General features: G+C 65.3%; 23 protein-coding genes. 13 read left to right on the top strand and 10 right to left on the bottom strand.

What is annotated here, in order from left to right; genetic code table 11:
* From LQ564_RS24785 to LQ564_RS24770, 4 genes are all read left to right on the top strand, one after another.
* Nucleotides 1-209: IS3 family transposase (locus LQ564_RS24785; RefSeq protein ID WP_231060791.1), on the top strand; the 209-nt coding region annotated here is incomplete at its 5' end.
* Nucleotides 210-392: 183 nt separating this feature from the next.
* On the top strand, nt 393-818 hold the full coding sequence (locus LQ564_RS24780; protein ID WP_231060790.1) for an acyl-CoA thioesterase: 426 nt from the start codon (nt 393-395) through the stop codon (nt 816-818).
* Nucleotides 815-2,380: an HAL/PAL/TAL family ammonia-lyase gene (locus LQ564_RS24775; protein WP_231060789.1), complete on the top strand. Its 1,566-nt coding sequence runs from the start codon at nt 815-817 to the stop codon at nt 2,378-2,380. Before LQ564_RS24780 ends, LQ564_RS24775 begins: the two co-directional genes overlap by 4 nt.
* Nucleotides 2,381-2,541: 161 nt before the next feature.
* Entirely contained in the window at nt 2,542-2,937 is a 396-nt protein-coding gene (locus LQ564_RS24770) for an SEN1984 family lipoprotein (protein ID WP_231060788.1), read from the top strand.
* 115 nt (nt 2,938-3,052) lie between these two features.
* Here LQ564_RS24770 and LQ564_RS24765 read toward each other — a convergent pair whose 3' ends face one another.
* Complete coding sequence (locus LQ564_RS24765; protein WP_231060787.1) at nt 3,053-3,637, bottom strand: PAS and helix-turn-helix domain-containing protein; 585 nt, start codon at nt 3,635-3,637, stop codon at nt 3,053-3,055.
* Between the two features lie 115 nt (nt 3,638-3,752).
* Here LQ564_RS24765 and LQ564_RS24760 point away from each other — a divergent pair, with 115 nt between their 5' ends.
* Nucleotides 3,753-4,448 carry a CoA transferase subunit A gene (locus tag LQ564_RS24760; protein ID WP_231060786.1) on the top strand — a complete coding sequence of 232 codons (696 nt, stop codon included), beginning with the start codon at nt 3,753-3,755 and terminating at the stop codon, nt 4,446-4,448.
* 19 nt (nt 4,449-4,467) lie between these two features.
* The gene (locus LQ564_RS24755; RefSeq protein ID WP_231060785.1) at nt 4,468-5,118 is read left to right on the top strand and encodes a 3-oxoacid CoA-transferase subunit B; all 651 of its coding nucleotides are present in this window, start codon (nt 4,468-4,470) and stop codon (nt 5,116-5,118) included.
* A gap of 138 nt (nt 5,119-5,256) precedes the next feature.
* Here the strand turns inward: LQ564_RS24755 and LQ564_RS24750 are convergent, their stop codons facing one another.
* The 3 genes from LQ564_RS24750 to LQ564_RS24740 form a co-directional block, all read right to left on the bottom strand.
* Nucleotides 5,257-6,297, bottom strand: coding sequence for a S41 family peptidase (locus LQ564_RS24750; RefSeq protein ID WP_231060784.1), 1,041 nt, complete (start codon nt 6,295-6,297; stop codon nt 5,257-5,259).
* A 75-nt stretch (nt 6,298-6,372) separates the two neighbouring features.
* Nucleotides 6,373-7,665, bottom strand: a complete 1,293-nt coding sequence (locus LQ564_RS24745; RefSeq protein ID WP_231060783.1) for a M56 family metallopeptidase — start codon at nt 7,663-7,665, stop codon at nt 6,373-6,375.
* Entirely contained in the window at nt 7,662-8,057 is a 396-nt protein-coding gene (locus tag LQ564_RS24740) for a BlaI/MecI/CopY family transcriptional regulator (protein ID WP_231060782.1), read from the bottom strand. The genes LQ564_RS24745 and LQ564_RS24740 overlap by 4 nt, the downstream gene beginning before the upstream one ends.
* A gap of 143 nt (nt 8,058-8,200) precedes the next feature.
* Between LQ564_RS24740 and LQ564_RS24735 the strand changes: the two genes are divergently transcribed.
* Nucleotides 8,201-8,473, top strand: coding sequence for a hypothetical protein (locus LQ564_RS24735; protein WP_231060781.1), 273 nt, complete (start codon nt 8,201-8,203; stop codon nt 8,471-8,473).
* Between the two features lie 291 nt (nt 8,474-8,764).
* On the opposite strand, the gene LQ564_RS24730 is transcribed toward LQ564_RS24735, so the two are convergent.
* The 4 genes from LQ564_RS24730 to LQ564_RS24715 all read right to left on the bottom strand — a co-directional run bounded on the left by LQ564_RS24730 (nt 8,765) and on the right by LQ564_RS24715 (nt 12,861).
* Nucleotides 8,765-10,066 carry a dicarboxylate/amino acid:cation symporter gene (locus LQ564_RS24730; protein WP_231060780.1) on the bottom strand — a complete coding sequence of 434 codons (1,302 nt, stop codon included), beginning with the start codon at nt 10,064-10,066 and terminating at the stop codon, nt 8,765-8,767.
* 220 nt (nt 10,067-10,286) lie between these two features.
* Complete coding sequence (locus tag LQ564_RS24725; RefSeq protein WP_231060779.1) at nt 10,287-11,567, bottom strand: metal-dependent hydrolase family protein; 1,281 nt, start codon at nt 11,565-11,567, stop codon at nt 10,287-10,289.
* 117 nt (nt 11,568-11,684) lie between these two features.
* On the bottom strand, nt 11,685-12,059 hold the full coding sequence (locus LQ564_RS24720; protein ID WP_231060778.1) for a hypothetical protein: 375 nt from the start codon (nt 12,057-12,059) through the stop codon (nt 11,685-11,687).
* A 7-nt stretch (nt 12,060-12,066) separates the two neighbouring features.
* Nucleotides 12,067-12,861, bottom strand: coding sequence for a 3-hydroxybutyrate dehydrogenase (locus LQ564_RS24715; protein WP_231060777.1), 795 nt, complete (start codon nt 12,859-12,861; stop codon nt 12,067-12,069).
* Between the two features lie 121 nt (nt 12,862-12,982).
* On the opposite strand from LQ564_RS24715, the gene LQ564_RS24710 reads away from it, so the two are divergent.
* The 6 genes from LQ564_RS24710 to LQ564_RS24685 all read left to right on the top strand — a co-directional run bounded on the left by LQ564_RS24710 (nt 12,983) and on the right by LQ564_RS24685 (nt 19,112).
* Nucleotides 12,983-13,864: an alpha/beta fold hydrolase gene (locus LQ564_RS24710; RefSeq protein WP_231060776.1), complete on the top strand. Its 882-nt coding sequence runs from the start codon at nt 12,983-12,985 to the stop codon at nt 13,862-13,864.
* A gap of 34 nt (nt 13,865-13,898) precedes the next feature.
* Nucleotides 13,899-14,249 carry a RidA family protein gene (locus LQ564_RS24705; RefSeq protein WP_231060775.1) on the top strand — a complete coding sequence of 117 codons (351 nt, stop codon included), beginning with the start codon at nt 13,899-13,901 and terminating at the stop codon, nt 14,247-14,249.
* A 12-nt stretch (nt 14,250-14,261) separates the two neighbouring features.
* Entirely contained in the window at nt 14,262-16,502 is a 2,241-nt protein-coding gene (locus LQ564_RS24700) for a RelA/SpoT family protein (protein ID WP_231060774.1), read from the top strand.
* A gap of 232 nt (nt 16,503-16,734) precedes the next feature.
* Nucleotides 16,735-17,541, top strand: a complete 807-nt coding sequence (locus LQ564_RS24695; RefSeq protein ID WP_231060773.1) for an MlaE family ABC transporter permease — start codon at nt 16,735-16,737, stop codon at nt 17,539-17,541.
* A gap of 9 nt (nt 17,542-17,550) precedes the next feature.
* Nucleotides 17,551-18,483 (top strand): MlaD family protein, encoded by a 933-nt coding sequence (locus tag LQ564_RS24690; RefSeq protein WP_231060772.1) that lies wholly within the window; start codon nt 17,551-17,553, stop codon nt 18,481-18,483.
* On the top strand, nt 18,480-19,112 hold the full coding sequence (locus LQ564_RS24685; protein WP_231060771.1) for a hypothetical protein: 633 nt from the start codon (nt 18,480-18,482) through the stop codon (nt 19,110-19,112). Before LQ564_RS24690 ends, LQ564_RS24685 begins: the two co-directional genes overlap by 4 nt.
* An 18-nt stretch (nt 19,113-19,130) precedes the next feature.
* Here the strand turns inward: LQ564_RS24685 and LQ564_RS24680 are convergent, their stop codons facing one another.
* Both LQ564_RS24680 and LQ564_RS24675 read right to left on the bottom strand, forming a co-directional pair.
* Nucleotides 19,131-19,856 carry an SDR family NAD(P)-dependent oxidoreductase gene (locus LQ564_RS24680; protein WP_231060770.1) on the bottom strand — a complete coding sequence of 242 codons (726 nt, stop codon included), beginning with the start codon at nt 19,854-19,856 and terminating at the stop codon, nt 19,131-19,133.
* A 6-nt stretch (nt 19,857-19,862) separates the two neighbouring features.
* Complete coding sequence (locus LQ564_RS24675) at nt 19,863-21,167, bottom strand: family 1 glycosylhydrolase (RefSeq protein WP_231060769.1); 1,305 nt, start codon at nt 21,165-21,167, stop codon at nt 19,863-19,865.
* Between the last annotated feature and the right edge of the window lie 33 nt (nt 21,168-21,200).

Below are 21,200 nucleotides of genomic sequence, written 5' to 3'. Positions count from 1 at the left end.
TGTCTCGCAAGGCCACGTGCCTAGACAATGCATCGATGGAGAGCTTCTTTGCCGTGCTCAAGACTGAGTGCACTCACAAGCGAAAATTCACTGACGCTGCAGAACTCATGGCCACAATCCACGAGTACGTTCGGTATTACAATACCAAACGCATCAGCACTGTTCTGGGCGGCCTGGCCCCGCTTCAATGCAGGATCAAGCACACCTAAGCAAATAACGCACGTGTCCAGCTTTTGTGTGGCAGTTCAAGGCCGGAACCCAATTTCCCTCGCATCCAACCACCGCTTGCGTGCACCCGCCAACGTGACGCACCCAACTTAGGCTCCGGCCTTCGCCGGAGCGAGTATCAACTGACGCCGGCTTAAACCACAATCTCACCGTACCAAGAATTCATGAACAACAAGCATCACGTCCACACCATGCGCATCCAGATTCGTTGGGGCGACATGGACGCCATGGGCCACGTCAACAACACCGTCTACTTCCGTTACATCGAATCCGCTCGCATCGCCTGGCTCGACCAGGTCGGCGCACTGCCCGACCCGACCGCGTCCAGCGAGGGCCCGGTCATCGTCAACGCCAATTGCAGTTTCCTGAAACAGCTCACCTATCCCGGCGAGATTGAGGTCAGCACATTCGTCGGCCCACCCGGCCGCTCGAGTATCGAGGTCACCCACGAGATTCGCCTGATCGGGCCGGACGGCCAGCCCGGGCAGCTCTCCGCCGAAGGCGGCGCCAAGGTCGTGTGGATCGATTTCAAGGCCGAGAAATCGCGCCCTTGGCCGGAACGCCTGCGCGCACTGCTGCCGATCGCATGAGCGCCGGCGAAGCAATCCGGTTCGACGACACCCGGCTATCGATCGAAGACATCGTCCGCGTCGCGGGCGGCGCTCCTGTGGTCTTGTCGGACGACGCGGCATTCCGCGCCCGCATCGCGCGCGGCGCCGACTTCCTCGACCGCCTTCTGCGCGAGGATGGGATCGTCTATGGTGTCACCACCGGCTACGGCGATTCCTGTACCGTCCCGGTCCCTGCACACCTCGTCGGCGAGCTGCCGCACCAGCTCTATACCTACCACGGCTGCGGCCTCGGCGCCCTTCTCGATCCGGCCCAGACCCGCGCGGTGATGGCGGCGCGCCTGGCGTCCCTGTGCAAGGGCTACTCTGGCGTCAGCGTGGCGCTGCTGGAGCAAATTGTGCGCCTGCTGGACGCCGGCCTGCTTCCCCTGATCCCGAGCGAAGGCTCGGTCGGCGCCAGCGGAGACCTGACGCCACTGTCCTATCTTGCGGCCGTTTTGTGCGGCGAGCGCGAGGTGCTGCGCGGAGGCGTGCAGGTATCGGCTGCAGAGGCATTGCGCGACGCAGGCATCGCGCCGCTGCGCCTGCGCCCGAAAGAGGGCCTAGCGATCATGAACGGCACCGCCGTGATGACCGGCCTGGCCTGCCTGGCCTGGGACCGCTCTGCCTATCTCACGCGGCTGTGCACGCGCATCACCGCCATGGCCTCATTTGCCCTGGACGGCAACGCCGACCATTTCGACGAAACGCTGTTCTCGGTGAAACCGCACGCCGGCATGCAGCAGGTCGCGGCCTGGCTGCGCGAGGATCTCGGCTACACTGGCCAGGTGGAACGCAACGGCAAGCGCCTGCAGGACCGCTACTCGATTCGCTGCGCGCCGCACGTGATCGGCGTGCTGGCCGATGCCTTGCCCTTCTTTCGCAGCGCCATCGAGAATGAGCTGAACAGCGCAAACGACAACCCGATCATCGATCCTGACGGCGAGCGCGTCCTGCACGGCGGCCACTTCTACGGTGGCCACATCGGGTTTGCCATGGATGGCATGAAGAACGCGGTGGCGAACCTCGCCGACCTGATGGACCGCCAGATGGCGCTGCTGGTCGACCCGCGCTACAACAACGGCCTGCCGGCCAACCTGTCGGGTACGAAAGGGGAACGTGCGGCGATTTCGCATGGGCTGAAAGCGCTGCAGATTAGTGTGTCGGCCTGGACCGCGGAAGCCCTGAAGCTGACCATGCCGGCATCGGTGTTCTCACGCTCGACCGAGTGCCACAACCAGGACAAGGTAAGTATGGGGACGATTGCGGCGCGGGACTGTTTGCGGATACTTGAGTTGGTGGAACAGGTTGCCGCAGCACTGCTAATCGCAGTGCGTCAAGGCGTCTGGCTGCGCGGCCAGGCTACGCTGTCACATCGTGTCCCGCCCGTCATCCGCGTAATGCATGAGGATATCGATTGCCATTGCGGTCCAATGATTGAGGACCGGCGCCTGGATCTGGAGCTACGCCATCTGCTGGATCGTATTCGCTCGCATGCATGGCAGTTCGATGAGCGGGCAGAAAAGCCACGATCTACCGATTGAACATAGAAATGGCGCGAACATGCCGCATACCCTTTCAGCATGAAATTGTGTGTTTTTGAATACGGCTATTGCCGCAGGCAAAATAGCCGTTTAATGTATGCCCCGGCTCGCAACTGCCTTATGGTGGATGCGACGACAAAACAATATAACTAGGGGTTCAAATGAAAAAGCAAGTTCTTCTGTGCGCTACTGTCATTGCGGCGTTTGTGTTGACCGGCTGCGCCAGTGTAGGTAGCGAATCGCTGCGTAAGGAAACGGAGATGTCGGTGTCGCAGAAGATCGTGCAGGGCAAGACGACGAAATCCGAAGTGCGTGCAATGTTCGGTTCGCCAGCCAAGACCAGCTTTACTGATGGTGGTCTGGAAATCTGGAATTACGACTTCACGAATGTTTCTGCTGACGCGATCAGCTATGTGCCGATCGTAAATATGTTCGGCGCAAGCGCCAGCGGCAAGAAAAAAGAACTCGTTGTCATGTACGACGATAACAACATCGTGAAGCGTTTTTCTATGAGCGAAGCCGACGTTCACCAGAAGACGGGCCTGTTCAACAACTAATTTACACGCTTTCCATTTCGGCTGACGGGCTTTCCTGCGGGGAGCGCCGTCGGCTCGTACGTTGGTGGTCAGCAGGTTGGGACAGCAATAGTCGTCGCTAACGCTGGCCCGACACCTAGCGCGCCCCGACCAGCTTGTGCACCAGCTCCGACGACGTGGATGCAGAAAACTTACGCATCAGGCTGGCGCGGTGCATCTCCACCGTGCGCGGGCTGAGGCCGGTTTCGCGCGCGATGATCTTGCTGGTCTTGCCTTCGACCAGCAGGGCGGCGATCTCGCGTTCGCGCGGCGTCAGTTCGGCCGAGACCGGGCGCTTCTCGCTCACGTCTTCGAAGGTCCAGACGCCCGCGCCCAGCGGCTGCGCAGGGTCGAGCGCGCGGCCTGTCACGTGGCACCAGAACAATTCCCCGTTCGCACGGCGCATGATGCGCTCGTCCGAGTAGCGGCCTTTCGCATTCATGATCGGCACGATGCGGTCGCCCGTGCGCAGGAATTCGTCCATGGTCGGGTAGAGCACGCTGAACGATTGCCCCTGCAGCCTGCCCTTGGCATAGCCGAACATCTCGGCCAGCGCGCCGTTGCAGGACTGGATCACGCGGTCGGTGGACACGCACATCCCGACCGGCGCATGCTGGAAGATCATCTCGTAATCGATGGCGGCCGGCGGGCTGGTGTGATCTGGATCGACTACTCGGTTCATTGCTGTCTCGCCCGTATTTCTACGGTATTGTTATTCGGTACAGCGTATTTTATGCTGAGACGCTACTCTTGAAGTGAGAAGAGCTTCTCAAGCTTAATTTATAAAAGGGACGAGTATGAACAAAGTGTATCCCGATGCGAAGTCGGCGCTGGCCGGCATCGTGGCAGATGGCCAGACCATCGCCGTCGGCGGCTTCGGCCTGTGCGGCATCCCCGAGGCGCTGATCGCGGCGCTGCGCGATTCCGGCGTCAAGAACCTGACCGCCATTTCCAACAACGCGGGCGTGGACGGTTTCGGCCTCGGCCAGCTGCTGGAAACGCGCCAGATCAAGAAGATGATTTCGTCCTACGTCGGCGAAAACAAGGAATTCGCACGCCAGTTCCTGGCCGGCGAACTCGAGCTCGAATTCACCCCGCAGGGCACGCTGGCCGAGAAGCTGCGCGCCGGCGGCGCCGGCATCCCGGCCTTCTACACCAAGACCGGCTACGGCACCATCGTCGCCGAAGGCAAGGAAACCCGCGAATTCGACGGCGAGCACTACGTGATGGAACGTGCGCTGCTGCCGGACGTGTCCCTGGTCAAGGCCTGGAAGGCCGACAAGGCCGGCAACCTCCTTTTCCGCAAGACCGCGCGCAACTTCAACCCGAACGTCGCCACCGCGGGCAAGGTCTGCATCGTGGAAGTCGAAGAGCTGGTCGAGATCGGCGAGATCGATCCGGACCAGGTGCACACCCCGAGCATCTTCGTGCACCGCATCGTCCACAACCCGACGCCGGAAAAGCGCATCGAACAGCGCACCGTGCGCGCCTAACCAGACCGGAGACAAGAACATGGCATGGACTCGTGATGAAATGGCCGCTCGCGCGGCCAAGGAACTGCAGGACGGTTTCTATGTGAACCTGGGCATCGGCCTGCCGACCCTGGTGGCCAACTACGTCCCCAGCGATATCGAGGTGTTCCTGCAGTCGGAAAACGGCTTGCTGGGCATCGGCCCCTTCCCGACGGAAGATGAGGTCGACGCCGACCTGATCAACGCCGGCAAGCAGACCGTGACGGCGCTGCCGGGCGCGGCCTACTTCAGCTCGGCCGATTCCTTCGGCATGATCCGCGGCGGCAAGATCAACCTGGCGATCCTGGGCGCGATGCAGGTGTCGCAAGCGGGCGACCTGGCCAACTGGATGATCCCTGGTAAGATGGTCAAGGGCATGGGCGGCGCGATGGACCTGGTGGCCGGCGTCAAGCGCGTGGTCGTGGTGATGGAACACGTCGCCACTGCCAAGGACGGCTCTACCTCGCACAAGATCCTGAAAAACTGCGACCTGCCGCTGACCGGCGTGGGCGTGGTGGACCGCATCATTACCGACCTGGGCGTGATCGACGTGACGGACAGTGGCTTGAAGCTGGTGGAACTGGCGCCGGGTGTCACGACTAAGCAGGTGGTCGAGGCGACCGGCTGCGAATTGGACGTGTCGGCGGTCTGACCTTGTAGGGTGGGCGGTCCTCCGCCCACGCGTTCAACGAACGGATGCACGCCAGGGAGCGGGCCGGGATACCTGGTTTGAACGCGTGGGCAAAGGATTGCCCACCCTACCAAACCCGCGGCGGCGCCTGCGGGTTCTTTATTTCAGGGCTTGCAGGCGCTTGCGCAGCAACTGCGCATGATCCTCGTCCACCGGCGCCTTGAGCAGCTCAGCCAGCGCCAGCCGCTGTGCCGCACGCAACGCGTCATTCGCCTTCACTTTCCCATCGGGCGCCACGCCCGTGCCTTCCCAGTTCGTCTTGCTGACCGGGTTGATTGCGCGCCCGCTCGGAATGAACACCGACAGGTGCGGATGGATCCGGTACACCCGCCCCGGATGCGCGCCACCGCCGGTGGTCTCGCCGATGATGGTGCCGCGTTTGAGCTGCTGCAGGTTGTAGCTGAATTCCTCGGCGCCCGAGAAGGTGTCCTTGCTGGTCAGGACATAGACCCGCTTCGCGCCGCCGAACTTCTTGCCCGGCACCTCGGCCTCGGTCCAGAACCCTTCCGTGCGCTCGCCGTCGCGCCAGTACATATCGTTCAGGTGGGTGCGCGCATCGAACAGGTAGCTCTGCATCCAGGCCACCGCGAACGGGTCGCCGCCGCCGTTGTTGCGCAGGTCGACGATCAGGGCGTCGGTATCGGCCACCAGCGTCATCATCGCGGTCAAGGCAGGCTTGGCGAAGCGGACGGAGGAAAATTCGCGCAGGTCGATGTAGCCGATATTGCCGGGTAGGGTTTCGACCTTGCGGATGCCGTAGTTCCGCGACATCAGGTACTCGGCGAACTTGCGGTCCATCTCGGGCGTCGGCTCCGGGCGGTTCTCGTCTTCGGGAATCGGCTTGGCGCTGTAGCGCACGCCCAGGTGCTTGTCCTTCGTCGGCTGGCGCAGGTCGGCGGTGAGCAGGGCGGCGAAGGCGTCGAGATCCCTGGCGGCGCGGTAGGCGCCGCTCTTTTCGCGCGCGTTCAGGCGTTCGACCACCTGGCTGGCCTTGTCGGGGAAGACGTAGACCTCGCTGACCCGGGCGCCGAGTTCGGCGATGACCGCCTTGCGGGTTGCATCATCGACGCCGGCCTGCGCCTGGAAGGAGAGCGCAGCAAGCATGAGCGGCGCGGACAGCAGAATGCGGAAGAGTTTCATCGGTTCCAGGACATGGGTAGATAAAGGCGGCGGACGGGCGTCCCCGCCCACTGCCAGACAGCGAATGATGAAGACTTATTCCAGCGTCCAGACATACTGCACGGCGGCCCACGACTGGACCGGTTTGCCCTTGATCGTCGCGGGCTTGAAGGAGCACTTGGCCAGCGCCTCGCGCGCCGAGCTGTCAAGGGCCCGGTGGCCGGACGATCTGCTGATCCGGGTCTCCTTCACGTTCCCGCGCGCGTCGACCAGGAAGCCGAGGGACACGGTTCCCGTATGATTCTGCTTGACCGATTCTTCGGGATACTCGGGCCGTTTGCAGCTGCTGAAATCGGCCACCGCTTCGGTGTTTTGGCGCGATGCCCCGCCGCCGGTGGCGCCGTGTGCGAACGCCGCCGCACTCGGCGCCGCATTCGCAAACGCCGCGGCGCTGAGCGCCGCCAGGCCGAGGACGGGAATGGCCGCCTTCCAGTCCAATGCATGCGTATCGGGACGTACCAGTCGTTTGATGCGTGACATGAGATCTCCTCCGTTGGCCGCCTGGGCCAGGTAATGGGTGGAAAACTGGAGTTTCTCCAGCTCGGAAAGGGCCAGGGCCAGGCGCCGCGGTTCGCCCAGTATCCTTGCCGCGTGATCGTCGGCGATCTGTTCCCGTTCGCTGCGGATGCGATTGGAAATCCACCAGACCGCCGGGTGGTAGAACAGCAGGGTCTCCACGACGTTCTGTCCCAGGTTGACCAGGTAATCATGGCGCTTGATGTGGGCCATCTCATGGGCCAGCAGCGCTTCCAGCAGCGGCGCCGGCATGCCGGACACCAGCGACGCCGGCACCAGCACCACCGGGCGCCACCAGCCGGCCGTGATCGGGCTGCCGAGCTGCTCGACGATGCGGATGCGCACCGCGCGCGTGATGCCGAACTGGCCGGCGAGCCGGTCCAGGCGCGCCTGCCATACCGGGTCGCTGCGCTCGCGCGTGGCGGCGCGTTCGATCCAGAGCATGCCCAGCACCATGCGCGCGGCCAGCACCAGGGCGCAGACCGCCCAGGTGCCGACGATCCAGCCCAGGTGCGCACCAAACAATGCGCTCCAGCCGCCGTCGACCGGCGAGCCGATGGCCAGGCCGGCCGTGAGCAGTTCTTCGACATTGTCGCCGGCGCCCGCACCCCCGCCCAGGCGCCGCGTGAGCGCCAGGATCGGCCAGGCCAGGCACAGGAACAGGCCGGTGCACGCCACCAGGTAGCGCGATTCGGGGCGCGCATTGCGCAGCACTGTCAGCCCGACCGCGGTGGCGCAGCCGATCAGGGCGCCCTGCCACAGGAAGTGGAGCAGGGTCCAGCCGATCGCCGCGACCAGCTGGTACGCCGTCATTTCCTGTTCTCCGGTTGATCCTCCCGCAGCAGCTCTTCGATCTCGTCGCGTTCCTTCTTCGAGATGCCGGTCTTGAGCGCCGCCAGCACCAGGGCCTTGGCGGAGCCGGCGAAGGCGCGCTGCATCAGGTCCTTCAGCAGATTGGTCTCGACCGAATCCTGGGCATGCGCCGGCGCGTAGACGTGCGAACGTTCGCTTTCGTCGCGCACCAGCAGGCCTTTCCCGTGCATGACCTGCATCAGGCGCAGCACGGTGGCGTAGGTGACGTCGGGCTTCGCTCTCTGCATCTCCTGGTGCACCTGCTTGGCGGTGCCGGAAGCCAGGGGCCAGAGCACCTGCAGCAGTTCGAGTTCGGCCGGGGTCGGCTTGGGGGTATCGGGTTTGCGTGGCATGAGCGTCCTCATTGGTGGAATTCCGATTCCAGAATAGTCGGTCTAGATCAGTATGTCTATCTATTTTGCATGGCTTGCACGTGATGTAGACAAATCGGTTTATTCAAACGATGCTCGGGCTCCCATCCTTCCATGTAAACGCCATGCGCGCCTGCACGATCCTGGTCCTGTCCCTGCTGCTCGGCGGCTGCGACCATGGCCGTCATCTCGTCGCGATGACGCGCTCGACCGCCACCTTCACCGCCTGCACGCCGGACCCGCGCATCCTGTGCGAGCCCAATGCGGAAAAGCTGGCGGCGCAGATCGCACCGCTGGTGCCGCCGGCGCTGGCGATCATCGAGGGCAAGCAGTTCGCACACTTCGCCAGTCCGGTGCGCATCCAGGTCTATGCCAGCCCCGAGAGCTTTTCGCGCTGAAGTGGTCAGAGGACAGCTTTGTCGATGAAGCGCCGACCATCGCATCGGTTCGGGCTACCATGTCGCAGAGCACACTCGACGGCAGGTACAAGCGTACCCACGGCCTGGGTGAGCGACAACATCGGCAAGGTCGTGAAATACCATGCGCCGCGGTGCAGGGGTTCGACATGCCAACGGCGATAAGGGTTCGAGTTTCCCGCCCGAGATCGATACCTGTTTCGTCTACTATCCGTCCGCATAAGAAAAGGCCGCGCCCGAGGGCGCGGCCAGCTGGTGTGCGTCAGGCGTGAATCAGGCGGCGGCGCGCACCGGCTCCAGGTCCTTCTCGCCGTCCAGCGGTACGCGGCCGTGCAGGACGTTGTCCATGCGCTCGCTGTCGAGTTCATTCTCCCACTTCGACACCACGACGGTCGCCACGCCGTTGCCGACGAAGTTGGTCAGCGCGCGCGCTTCGCTCATGAAGCGGTCGATGCCGAGGATCAGGGCCATGCCGGCCACGGGAATCGTCGGGACCACGGCCAGGGTCGCGGCCAGGGTGATGAAGCCGGCGCCGGTGATGCCGGATGCGCCTTTCGAGGTCAGCATGGCGACCGCCAGGATGGTCAGCTCCTGCATCAGGGTCAGCTCGGTGTTGGTCGCCTGGGCCACGAACAGGGCCGCCATCGTCATGTAGATGTTGGTGCCGTCGAGGTTGAAGGAATAACCGGTCGGGACCACCAGGCCGACCACCGGTTTGGAGCAGCCGAGGCGCTCGAGCTTGCGCATCAGGGCCGGCAGCGCACTCTCCGACGAGCTGGTGCCGAGCACGATCAGGAGTTCTTCCTTGATGTAGGCGATGAAGCGGAAGATCGAGAAGCCGGTGAACTTGGCGATGGTGCCCAGCACGACGGCCACGAACAGGAAGCAGGTCAGGTAGAACGAGCCCATGAGCTTGGCCAGCGGCAGCAGGGCGTCGAGGCCGTATTTGCCGATGGTGAAGGCCATCGCGCCGAATGCGCCGATCGGGGCGGCTTTCATGACGATGTTCACGACGCCGAAGATCACGTGCGAGAAGTCCTCGATCATCTTGGTGACCGGACGGCCACGCTCGCCCATCATCGACAGCGCGAAGCCGAACAGGATCGCGATCAAGAGCACTTGCAGGATGTCGCCCTTGGCGAAGGCATCCACGAAGGTATTCGGGATGATGTTCATGATGAAGTCGGTCGTCGTCTGGTGCGAGGCCTTCTCGGTGTACTGGGCGATCGCCTTGGTGTCGAGATGGGCGACGTCGACGTTGAAGCCGGCGCCCGGCTTGAACCAGTTGGCCACCACCAGGCCGATGGCCAGGGCGAAGGTCGAGACGATCTCGAAATACAGCAGGGCCTTGCCGCCGACGCGGCCGATCTTCTTCATGTCCTGCATCCCGGCGATGCCGGCGACGACGGTGCAGAAGATCACGGGGGCGATGATCATCTTGATCAGCTTGATGAAGCCGTCTCCCAATGGCTTCATCTTGGCGCCCAGTTCGGGATAGAACACCCCGAGCAGCACGCCCATCACGATGGCGAACAGCACCTGGACGTACAGGATTTTATAAAAAGGCTTTTTCATGGCAACTCTTCTCAGAGAAGTTTGTGGTGTTGCCATCATCACGGAAGCGGTCCGCCTTATCTATTGTGGATATCCGCAGGCCTTATATCTTGTTATGCCTTATGCCTATCCCTTATAGGTGGTATATCCAGAAGCCTGATGCCCTGCCACCGGTCGCGAGACCGTCGCTCCGGCGAAGGCCGGAGCCCAGTTTTGCCAGCACACCTACATGCCACCCTCATTAAGGACGGCGAAACACCTCGCCGCCTTTCATGACGAAGCTCGCCTTGCCAGCAGCCGCGATATCCTCGGTCGGATCGCCATCCACCGCCACGACATCCGCCAGCATCCCCGCCTTGATCTGTCCCAGCTCCATCGACTTCCCCAGGATGTCCGCCGCCACCACCGTCGCCGCCCGCATCGCCTCCGTCGGGGTCATCCCGAGCTTGACCATACACCCCAGCTCGCGCGCATTGGTCCCGTGCGCGAACACCCCGACGTCGCTGCCGTTGCCGATCGTGACCCCGACCTTGCGCGCCAGCGCAAAGGCGCGCGCCGCCTGCTGCATGCCAGGAGTCGGCGCGCCGCCGCGCACGTGCTTCTGGAAGTATTCGCCGGTCGCTTCCGGGGCGGTGAGGGTCGGGATGTAGGCGACGCCGCGCTCCTTCATCAGCCTGAATGTCGCTTCCGACGCGCCGTAGCCGTGCTCGATGGTGTCGGCGCCGGCCAGCACCGCCATGCGGATCGCGTCGTCGCTGCTGGCGTGCACCGCGACCTTGCGGCCGGTGACGTGGGTCGCCGCCACCATTGCATTCAGTTCCTCCATCGTGAAGGTCGGCCGCGCGGTGCCGTCGATGCCGGTGCGGTAGTCGCCGTAGATCTTGATCCAGTCCGCGCCGCGCGCCGACTGTTCGCGCACCGCCTTCGTCACCTCGTCGATGCCGGTGGCCGGCTGGGCGCCGTAGGGGATCTCCATGTCCGGGCGGTAGCTGCGCTCGGCCGGGCCGTAGCTGTAGCTGGCCACGATCGCCTTCGTCGCGATGAACAGGCGCGGGCCGGGCGCGACACCCTCGTCGATGGCGCGCTTGATGCCGGCGTCGGCGTAGTCCGCGCCTTCGGTGCCGAGGTCGCGCAGGGTGGTGAAGCCGGCTTGCAGGGTCGCGGCCGCATGGCGGCCGGCCAGCATGATGCGGTAGGCGACCGGCTCCTTGATCACCTGGTCGTCCCAGGTGGTTTCGTTGTAGGGGTGCAGGAGGACGTGCGAGTGCAGGTCGATCATGCCGGGGATGAGGGTCTTGCCGGGCAGGGCGATGCGCTCGGCGTTGGCGGGCACCGTCATCTTCTCCAGCGGGCCGACGGCCTGGATGCGGCCGGCGTCGACCAGCACGCTCCAGCCGGCGTGCGGGGCGCCGTCGCCGGTCCAGACCTTGTCGGGGGTGAGCAGGACCGGACCGGGAGCGGCCTGTGCCTGGCCGAATGCGGTGAGAAGGGAAAACGCGATTGTGTTAGCGCGGATGCGCATGGTGTATTCCTTCGTAGGGTGGACGGCTCTGCCGTCCGCGCGTTCAAATCCCGCGTGAACGGATGCTGCGCGACGATGCACCGGCCGCTTGGACGCGTGTGCGGAAGACCGCCCACCCTACAGGTCGCCGAGCGACTGTTCGATCCCGAGCTGTACATCGCGCAGGAAAGCGCCGCCCTTGTCGGACAACGCAATCCCCGGCACCGCCAGTTCGACCAGGCAAACCAGCGCCTGGCGGAACCATTCCATATCGGTGCCCATCAGGGGCAGGGCATGGGCGTCATTGAGGTAGTACACCGCCCGCGTGAGCAGGTTCGGATCGCGCCCGGCGCGCGCAACGCCAGGCGCGAAATCGACCACTTCGCGGTAGAAGCGGTCGGCCAGCGTCTCGAGGATGTCGTGCGACACCTGCGAATGCCCGGCCGCCAGCACCACGCGCGCCAGGTCCAGGCAGGCGTCGCGCAAGGCCTGTTCGTCGAGGCGGTCCGTCACGAAACGCTCACTGCGCGGCCCAGCCGCCGTCCATGTTCCAGGCCACGCCGCGCACCTGGTCGCCGGCCGGGCTGCAGAAGAACACGGCCAGCGCGCCCAGTTCCTCGGGCGTGACGAACTCGCCCGACGGCTGTTTTTCGGCCAGCAGCGCCTTGCGCGCGGCGTCGTTCGACAGGCCGTCGCGTGCGGCGCGGTCGTCGACTTGTTTCTGCACCAGCGGGGTCAGGACCCAGCCCGGGCAGATCGCGTTGCAGGTCACGCCGGTGTGCGCGTTTTCCAGCGCGGTGACCTTGGTGAAGCCGACCAGGCCATGCTTGGCCGCGACGTAGGCCGACTTGCCGGCGGAGCCGACCAGGCCGTGCACCGAGGCCAGGTTGATGATGCGGCCCCAGTTTTTCTGCTTCATGCCGGGCAGGGCCAGGCGGGTGGTGTGGAAGGCCGAGGTCAGGTTGATGGCGAGGATGGCGTCCCATTTCTCGACCGGGAACTCGTCGACGTTGGCGACGTGCTGGATGCCGGCGTTGTTGACCAGGATGTCGACGCCGCCGAATTTATCCTGCGCGTACTGCATCATCGCCTCGATTTCGGCGGGCTTGCTCATGTCGGCATTGTGGTAGGCGGTCTGGACGCCGAATTCGCTGCCCAGGTCTGTGTACAGCTTCTCGATCTGCTGGGCGTCGCCGAAGCCGTTGAACACGATGTTGGCGCCCTGTTCGGCCAGCGAACGGGCGATGCCGAGGCCGATGCCGGAGGTCGAGCCGGTGACGAGGGCGGTTTTACCGCTGAGCATACTGGATTTCATTGTGTCCTCAAGGTGGAGTAATCGGGTGCTTCCTCGGAATTGGTAGAATTCTAATCGCAACGCCGCGTAAAATGCTGCATTGCTGTGAATGAGTCGACAATATTGCGATGACGGGAGCGGGATGAGCGAAGCCAGAATCAACAGCGTGCAGTGCAGTTCGCCCGCCGGCCTGCACCGCATGGCCTACAAGGAGTGGGGCGATCCGGACAACCCGAAGGTGCTGGTGTGCGTGCACGGCGTGACCCGCGTGGCCGACGATTTCGACGCGCTGGCGCGCGACCTGAGCAGCGACTACCGGGTGGTGTGCCCGGACGTGGTCGGGCGCGGGCGCTCCGGCCGCCTGCGCGATCCGCAGTACTACACCGTGCCGCAGTACGTGGCCGACATGGTCACGCTGGTGGCACGAATCACGCGTGACGACAGCCGGGGCGTGCACTGGTTCGGCACCTCGATGGGCGGCCTGATCGGCATGATCCTGGCCTCGCTCGACGACACCCCGGTGCGCAAGCTGGTCCTGAACGACATCGGCCCGGTGCTCGACGGCGCGGCGATGGCGCGCATCGGCGAGTATATCGGCGAGGACCTGCGCTTCCCGGACTTCGACAGCGGCGCCGCCTACGTGAAGGCGGTGTCGCTCTCCTTCGGGCCGCACAGCGAGGAAGAATGGTTCAAGCTGGCCAGCGACGTGCTGCGCCAGGACGGCGACGGCCAGTGGGTGCGCCACTACGACCTCGGCCTGGCCCAGCCCTTCCAGGCGATCACGCCGGAACGCGCGGCCGGCGACCAGGCGGCGCTGTGGGCGGCGTGGGACGCGATCCGCTGCCCGACCCTGCTGGTGCGCGGCGAACTGTCCGACCTGCTGTCGCACGAGACCGCGCTGGCCATGTGCGCGCGCGGACCGAAGCCGCGCCTGGTCGAAATCCCCGGGGTCGGCCACGCGCCGACCTTCGTGCGGCCCGAGCAGATTGCGATCGCACGCGAATTTTTACTCGGCGCTGGTTGAAACCCGCGCCATGTTCATCTAGAAGAAAGCAGCTATGGAAATCAAACGACTCCACGTAGGCAAGCGCCTCTCCGAAACCGCCATCCACAACGGCACCGTCTACCTGGCCGGCCAGATCGCCGAAGACACGAGCGAAGGCATCGAGGGCCAGATGCGCGAAGTGCTGGGACACGTCGACCGCCTGCTGAACGAAGCCGGCAGCGACAAGTCCTGCATCCTGATGTGCCAGATCTTCATCGCCAGCATGGACGACTTCCCCGGCATGAACACGGTCTGGGACGAATGGGTTCCGCAGGGCCACACCCCGCCGCGCGCCACCGTCGAGGCCAAGCTGGCCAATCCCGCATGCCTGGTCGAGGTCTGCGTCACCGCCGCGCTGCGTTAAGAAACCGTATCAATGGTATCAACCGTTTTACTCGGCGACGCCAGCACCCAGTTGGTCCAGGGCCTGAGCGTGGAGGATTGCGCGCGGGTCCAGTCCGCGCTCGATTACGCCAACGCCGCCTATGGCGAGCGCAATGCCGGCACCGGCCAGAACGCCTTCGAGTTCTCGCTCGGCGTGGCCGGCACCTTGTCTTACCTGAGCACCGATGCCGAGACCCGCATCGCCGGGCTGCTGTTCGAGCTGGCGATGATGGACCCGGCGGTGGCGGGCGCCCTCGAGGAGCGCTTCGGCAAGGAGGTGTCGGATCTGGTGCAGGGCGTCTACCAGCTGATCAAGCTGCGCGACCTCACCGCCGGCAAGGAACAGATCGGGACCGGCAAGAACGCCGCCCAGCAGGCCGCGGCGCAAGTGGAAACCCTGCGCAAGATGCTGCTCGCGATGGCCTCGGACATGCGCGTCGTGCTGATGCGCCTGGCTTCCTGCGCCACCACCCTGCGCTTCTTCGCCGAGCAGAAGCGCTTCGACGACGTCACCCGCGCCTACGGCCGCGAGGTGCTCGACTTCTATGCGCCGCTGGCCAACCGGCTCGGGATCTGGCAGCTGAAGTGGGAGCTGGAAGACCTGTCGTTCCGCTTCATCGAGCCGGATACGTATAAGCGCATCGCCAAGATGCTGGAAGAGAAGCGCATGCAGCGCGAGGGCTTCGTCGAATCCTCGATCGCGCGCCTGCAGTCCGAGCTCCAGGAAGCAGGCATCAAGGCCGAGGTTTCGGGGCGGCCGAAGCACATCTACAGCATCTACAACAAGATGCGCGGCAAGGAGCTCGATTTCTCCGCGCTGTACGACGTGCGCGCCTTCCGCGTGATCGTGCCGGACGTGAAGACCTGCTACACGGTGCTCGGCATCGTGCACAACATCTGGACCCCGATCCCGAAGGAGTTCGACGACTACATCTCGCGCCCCAAGCCGAACGGCTACCAGTCGCTGCACACGGTCGTCACCGCCGAGGATGGGCGGCCACTGGAGGTGCAGATCCGCACCCAGGAGATGCACAACTTCGCCGAGTACGGCATCGCCGCCCACTGGCGCTACAAGGAGGAGGGCGGCTCGAACTTCAAGAGCCAGAAGTACGACGAGAAGATCGCCTGGCTGCGCCAGCTGCTGGCCTGGAAGAGCGACGTCGCCGACGTGGTGGCGGGGCAGGAAGACCTGCAGAAGGAATGGGTCGAGAAGCTCAAGGCCACCACCCTCGACGACCGCATCTTCGTGCTGACGCCGCAGGCGCGGGTGCTGGAACTGCCGCAGGGCGCGACGCCGATCGACTTCGCCTACCACCTGCACAGCGAGGTCGGCCATCGCTGCCGCGGCGCCAAGATCGACGGCGTGATGGTGCCCCTGAATACCCCGCTGAGGAACGGCCAGACCTGCGAGATCATTACCGCCAAGGGCCCGGCCGGCAGCGCGGGACCGTCGCGCGACTGGCTCAGCCCCGGCTACACGGTCAGCAGCCGCACCCGCTCCAAGATCCGCGCCTGGTTCCACGCGCTGGAACAGGAGGAGACCCTGGCGACGGGCCGCGCGCTGGTCGAGAAGTCGCTGCAGCGCGAGGGCAAGACCGCGGTCAACCTGGAAGCGCTGGCGCACAAGCTGGGTTTTGCGAAGGTCGACGAACTGTTCGTCCAGGTCGGCAAGGAGAAATTCAGCCTGCGCCACGTGGAAGCGGCGCTGCACGAGACGGTGGAGGCACCACCCCCGGTGGACGAGGCGGTGGTCAACAAGAGCCGCGCCTCGAGCGTGGAGCAGGGCGCCAAGTCGGGCGTGCTGGTGGTCGGCACCGAGGGCCTGATGACGATGCTGGCCAAGTGCTGCAAACCGGCCCCGCCCGACCCGATCTGCGGCTTCGTCACCCGCGGCAAGGGCGTCTCGATCCACCGCCTGAGCTGCAAGAACTTCGCCGAGATGCGCGCCAAGTCGCCCGAACGGGTGATCCAGACCGAGTGGGGGTCGGCGGGGCTGGAGACCGTGTATCCGGTCGACCTGTTCATCCTCGCGATGGACCGCCAGGGACTGCTGCGCGATATCTCGGACGTGTTCATGCGCGAGAAGATCAATGTGATCGGGGTGAACACCCAGAGCGCGAAGGGACAGGCGCGGATGGTGTTCACGGCGGAGATCGGATCGACGGCGCAGTTGAACAAGGCGTTGGGGGCGATTGGGGAGGTGAAGGGGGTGATGGAAGCGCGGCGGCAGTAATTGCGTTCCCGGCATGCGTGCAAACTTGGGTCCCGGCCTGCGCCGGGAGTCATGGGCGCCAGTGGCGCGCATGACGGTTTTTCGGCGAGTGGTACCAACGAAACCGCTAGCCCGCTCCCCCAGCATGTCGTTCCGGCGAAGGCCGGAACCCAAGTTCGTCGAACACCCACCAGCGCTACAACTCGATACAAACCCGCAACTTCCCCTCCAAACTTTGTATCATATTGACACCATGCCCCGCCCCCACCACCTCGTCACCCGCCCCAGTCTCTGGGGCCTCGCCTTCCTGCGCTACCTGCGCAGCTGGTGGTACATGGTCCACCTGGGCGCCGTGGCGATGGTGATGGCGCTCTCGCCCTCCACCTACAACCGCGAAAACCGCCTCTCCGCCGCGCGCTGCATCTACGCCAGCACCTGGCAGGTCCTGCCCTGGTTTGCACTGGCCTCGGCCCTGATCAGCCTCGTCATCATCCGCATCGTGCTGGTCACCGCCAAGAGCTACGGCCTGTCGCACTTCGCGCTGGAGATGGTGGTGCGGGTGCTGGTGCTGGAACTGATTCCCTTATCGGCCGCGATGTTCGTGGCCCTGCGCGCCAGCATGGCCTTCGACGCCTCGGCGCTGGGCCTGGCGCGCGCCGGCATGTCGCCGCAGGCGGCCAACGACGAGGCGCTGCGCCGGCTGCGGCGCGACATGGTGCCGCAGCTGCTGGCGAACTCCTTCGGCGTGCTCAGCATGGCGATGGTCAGCGCTACCCTTGTGCTGGTGCTGGCCTACGTGAACGTGTACGGCCTGCTGCCGTGGGGGATTGCCGACTACACCCGCACCGTCGGCCGCGTGTTCTCGCCGGCGGTGACGCTCGGCTTCGTGCTCAAGACCGTGTTCTTCGGCCTGGCCGTGGCCCTGATCCCGACCGCCGCCATCCTCGAGCTGCAGCGCTATCCGCGCCGCGTCCACGTCACCGTGCAGCCGGGCGCGCTGCGCCTGCTGTTCGTGCTGCTGGTGATCGAAGCGGCCTCGCTGGCACTCAAATACATTTAAAAGAGACCCATGACCGAACCCTTGCCGGACGAACCGAAGCACGTCGAACTCAAAGCCCTGATCCTCCTGGTGGCGATCGGCATCCTGGTCGCCGCCTTCATCGGCTACGTGATGCACGCGCGCGGCGTGTTCGAGCCGACCCAGCGCCTGGTGCTGGAGACCGACGATTCGTCTGGCGTCATCCCCGGCATGGACATGACCTTCGCCGGCTTCCCGATCGGCCGGGTCAACCAGGTCGAGCTGGCCGACGACGGCAAGGTGCGGATCCTGGTGGACGTCCAGAGCAAGGACGCGAAGTGGCTGCGCACCTCGAGCGTGTTTACGCTGGAGTCGAGCATCGTCGGCGAGACCCGGCTGCGCGCCTTCACCGGCCTCTTGAACGATCCGCCGCTGCCGGCCGGCGCGACCCGCTCGGTGCTGCGCGGCGACGCCACCGCCGAGATCCCGCGCATCGTCGCCACCGCGCGCGCGCTGCTGGAGAACCTGGAGACCATGACGGCCAACGACTCCGACATCAACGCCAGCCTCTCGAACATCAACACGCTCACCGGCCGCATGAACGGCCCGGGCGGGGTGCTGGGCGGCGTGATGGGCGGCGACGCCGAGGCGCGCAAACTGCGCGAAGCGCTGGACCGCATCAATTCGCTGCTCGACAAGACCGAGCGCCGGGTCTACGGCAAGGAGGGCGTGATGGACGACGCCCAGGCCGCGGTGCGCCAGCTGAACACGGTGCTGCAGGACGCCAGCAATACGCTCAAGAAGGTCGACGCGGTGCTGGTCGAAGCCCAGGCGGTGGGCGCCAATGCGCGCGTGGCCACGCAGGACCTGGGCGCCCTGCGCGGCGAGGTCGACGCCAGCCTGCGCAAGGTGAACCGCCTGGTCGACGAGATCAACCGCAAGTGGCCTTTCGCCCGCAGCAACCAGGAGATCAAGCTGCCATGAGAATCCCCGCCTTCCTCGCAGTTGTGCTCCTCGCCGCCTGCTCCAGCAAGCCGCTGCCGCCCGACTGGCAGGCGGACGCCAAGGGGGCGCTGGACGGGTCGGTCGACGATTACCTGAAGGGGCACACGGCCGCCGCCGACGCCGGATTTCGCAGCGCGCGGCTTGCGACCACGGCCACCGGCCGCGCCGACTACGTCGCGCAGGTGGAGCTGGTGCGCTGCGCGGCGCGCGTGGCCAGCCTCGACTTCGACGATTGCCCGGGCTATGCCGCGCTGGCGCAAGACGCCACGCCGGAACAGCGCGCCTATGCCGATTACCTGTACGGCCGCTGGCAGAATGTGAGCCCAGCCCAGCTGCCCGAACAGCATCGCCCCGTACTGGCGTCCGGTCAGGTTAGCGGCGTCGCCGATCCGCTGGCGCGCCTGGTCGCGGCCGGCGCCGCCTTGAAGGCGGGCCGCATCACGCCGGACAGCATCGACCAGGCCATCGACACGGCTTCGAACCAGGGATGGCGCCGTCCGCTGCTGGCCTGGCTGGGCGTGCAGGCCCAGCGCGCCGAGGCTGCCGGTGATGCCCAGGAAGCCCGACGTATCCGCAAGCGCATCGCGCTGGCGTCGGGGCAGGGCTGATATCTTCGTGAGCCGGCACTACAGCCGGCACAAGCGACCGCCGTCCACCAGCAGCGAGGCGCCCTGGATGAAGGTCGCATCGCCGGACGCAAGGAAGGCGACGGCAGCCGCCACGTCCCCGGCTTTCCCGACCTCGCCGCTGTCGAGGTGCTCGTCGCCGGACGCCACGTGCGGGTTGTTCCACAACATGGGCGTGTCGACCGCGCCGGGCACGACGGCGTTGACGCGGATGCCTTTCGGCGCGCCTTCCAGTGCCGCCGAGCGCGTCAGCGACAGCAGCGCCGCCTTGGCGGCCGCATACGGCGCGACGTTCACTTCGGTGGCGACGGCGTGGATGCTGGACAGGTTGACGATCGCGCCACCGTGCGCCATGTGCAAAAAGGCCTGCTTGATGAAGTAGAAGGCGCCGAGCAGGTCGACCTGCAGCACCTTCATCCAGTCCGCGCCGCTCAGGGCCTCGATCGGCTTGAAGACCATCAGCCCGGCATTGTTGACGACCACGTCGAGCCGGCCGAAGTGCGCCAGTAGCCGCCCGACGGCGCCGGCCACGTCCTCTTCCACCCCGACGTCGCACACCAGTTGCAGGGTATCGCCGCCCAGTTGCGCGGCGGCGGCGGGCAGGGCGCCGGCATCGCGATCGACCAGGGCCACGCGCGCGCCTTCGTTAAGGAAGCGGCGCGCGGTGGCGAGGCCGATGCCGCTGGCGGCGCCGGTGACGAGGACGACCTTGCCGGAGAAGCGCATGGCGATTTATTCCGTATTCATTGGAGCGCCGGTCACGTCGCACTCGACGCCCTGGCGCGGGAAGGGCGGCACGCAGTCCGGATAGTCGTGCTCCAGCGCCAGCGGGACCTGCAGGCACACGCTCTGGGTCGGCAGCACCTCGGTCCAGTCGCGGATCAGGTCGCGGTAGGCGTGGCCGACCGGGCGCATATTGCGGTCCAGGTCGACGAGGCCGAGCGCGTTGACGTTGCCGTTGTTCTCGCGCAGGGCCGTGTCCCAGTCCACCTGGTCGGTCAGCGAGTACCAGGTGAAGCCGACCAGGGGCACGCCGTTGTTCCGCACCCGCAACACGTTGGCCCATTCCTTGCGCAGCCATTTCACGGCCTCGTCGCCGTTCGGACCCTGGCACAGATTGGTCTCGGTGTGCATCACCGGCAGCCGGTATCGGTTGTAGTACTGGTGGGTGATGACCGCGTAGCCGAACACCTCGCCCGAGGCGCGCGTCAGGCCGGCGGCGTCGACCAGGTGCTCGTTGGTCTGGTAGTAGTCGTTCCCCATGATGCAGTGGTGCTTCAGGTTGTTGTTCAGGAAGTAGTGGTACTCCTCGCGCGTCATGCCGTTGTCCATCAGGTATTCGTACATGGTCGAGTCGACGCGGCGGCCGTAGTTCAGGTCGAGGGACAGGAAGCGGCGCGCGTTCATGGTCTCGGCCGGGCCGATCGCTTTCGGCGACATCGCGTGGAAGTACTCGGTCGACTCGCTCTGGATGAAGAGGGCGTCCGGCCGCACTTCCAGGATCGCGCGCATGGCGAGCAGGTTGGCCTTTGCCAGATGCTTGGTGGCCGTCACGAAAGCGCGGTCGCTGCGCTGCTGCTCGTTCCACCAGCCGTACAGGGCGGAGAATAGGGCGCAGATCGACATCTCGTTGACCGGGGTGTAGAGCTGGATCCAGGGATAGCGCTGGGCGAAGGCGCGCGCGTAGTCTGCGAAGATGGCGGGGAAGTCCGGGTTCTGGAAGTCGCCGAGGAAGTTCGGCAGGCCGAAGTGGCACAGGTCGACGATCGCGACCAGGCCGCGCCGGCGCAGGTCGAGGAAGGTCTCGTCGGCGAACGACCAGTCGTAGCGCCCGGGTCCCACCAGGGTGGTATGGAGCGGCGGTCCGTAGCGCAGGAAGCGGATGCCGATTTCCTGCACCAGGTCGAAGTCGCGGCGCCAGTGGCGGTAGTGGCCGCATTTGTCCATCTCGTCCATGCGCACCCGGCCGCCGTCGATGGTGGGAATGCTGTTTTCGATGCCGGTGGCGAAGATGAAACCGGGCTGGTTGGGAACCATGGGCGCTTCCTGGAATGGGGCCGTGTCGTCGAT

This window comes from Massilia phyllostachyos (assembly GCF_021044825.1).
In the GTDB taxonomy this organism is placed as follows: Bacteria; Pseudomonadota; Gammaproteobacteria; order Burkholderiales; family Burkholderiaceae_D; genus Telluria; species Telluria phyllostachyos.
The sequence above is the reverse complement of the archived record's forward strand: the minus strand, read 5'-3'. Positions and strand labels throughout refer to the sequence as shown.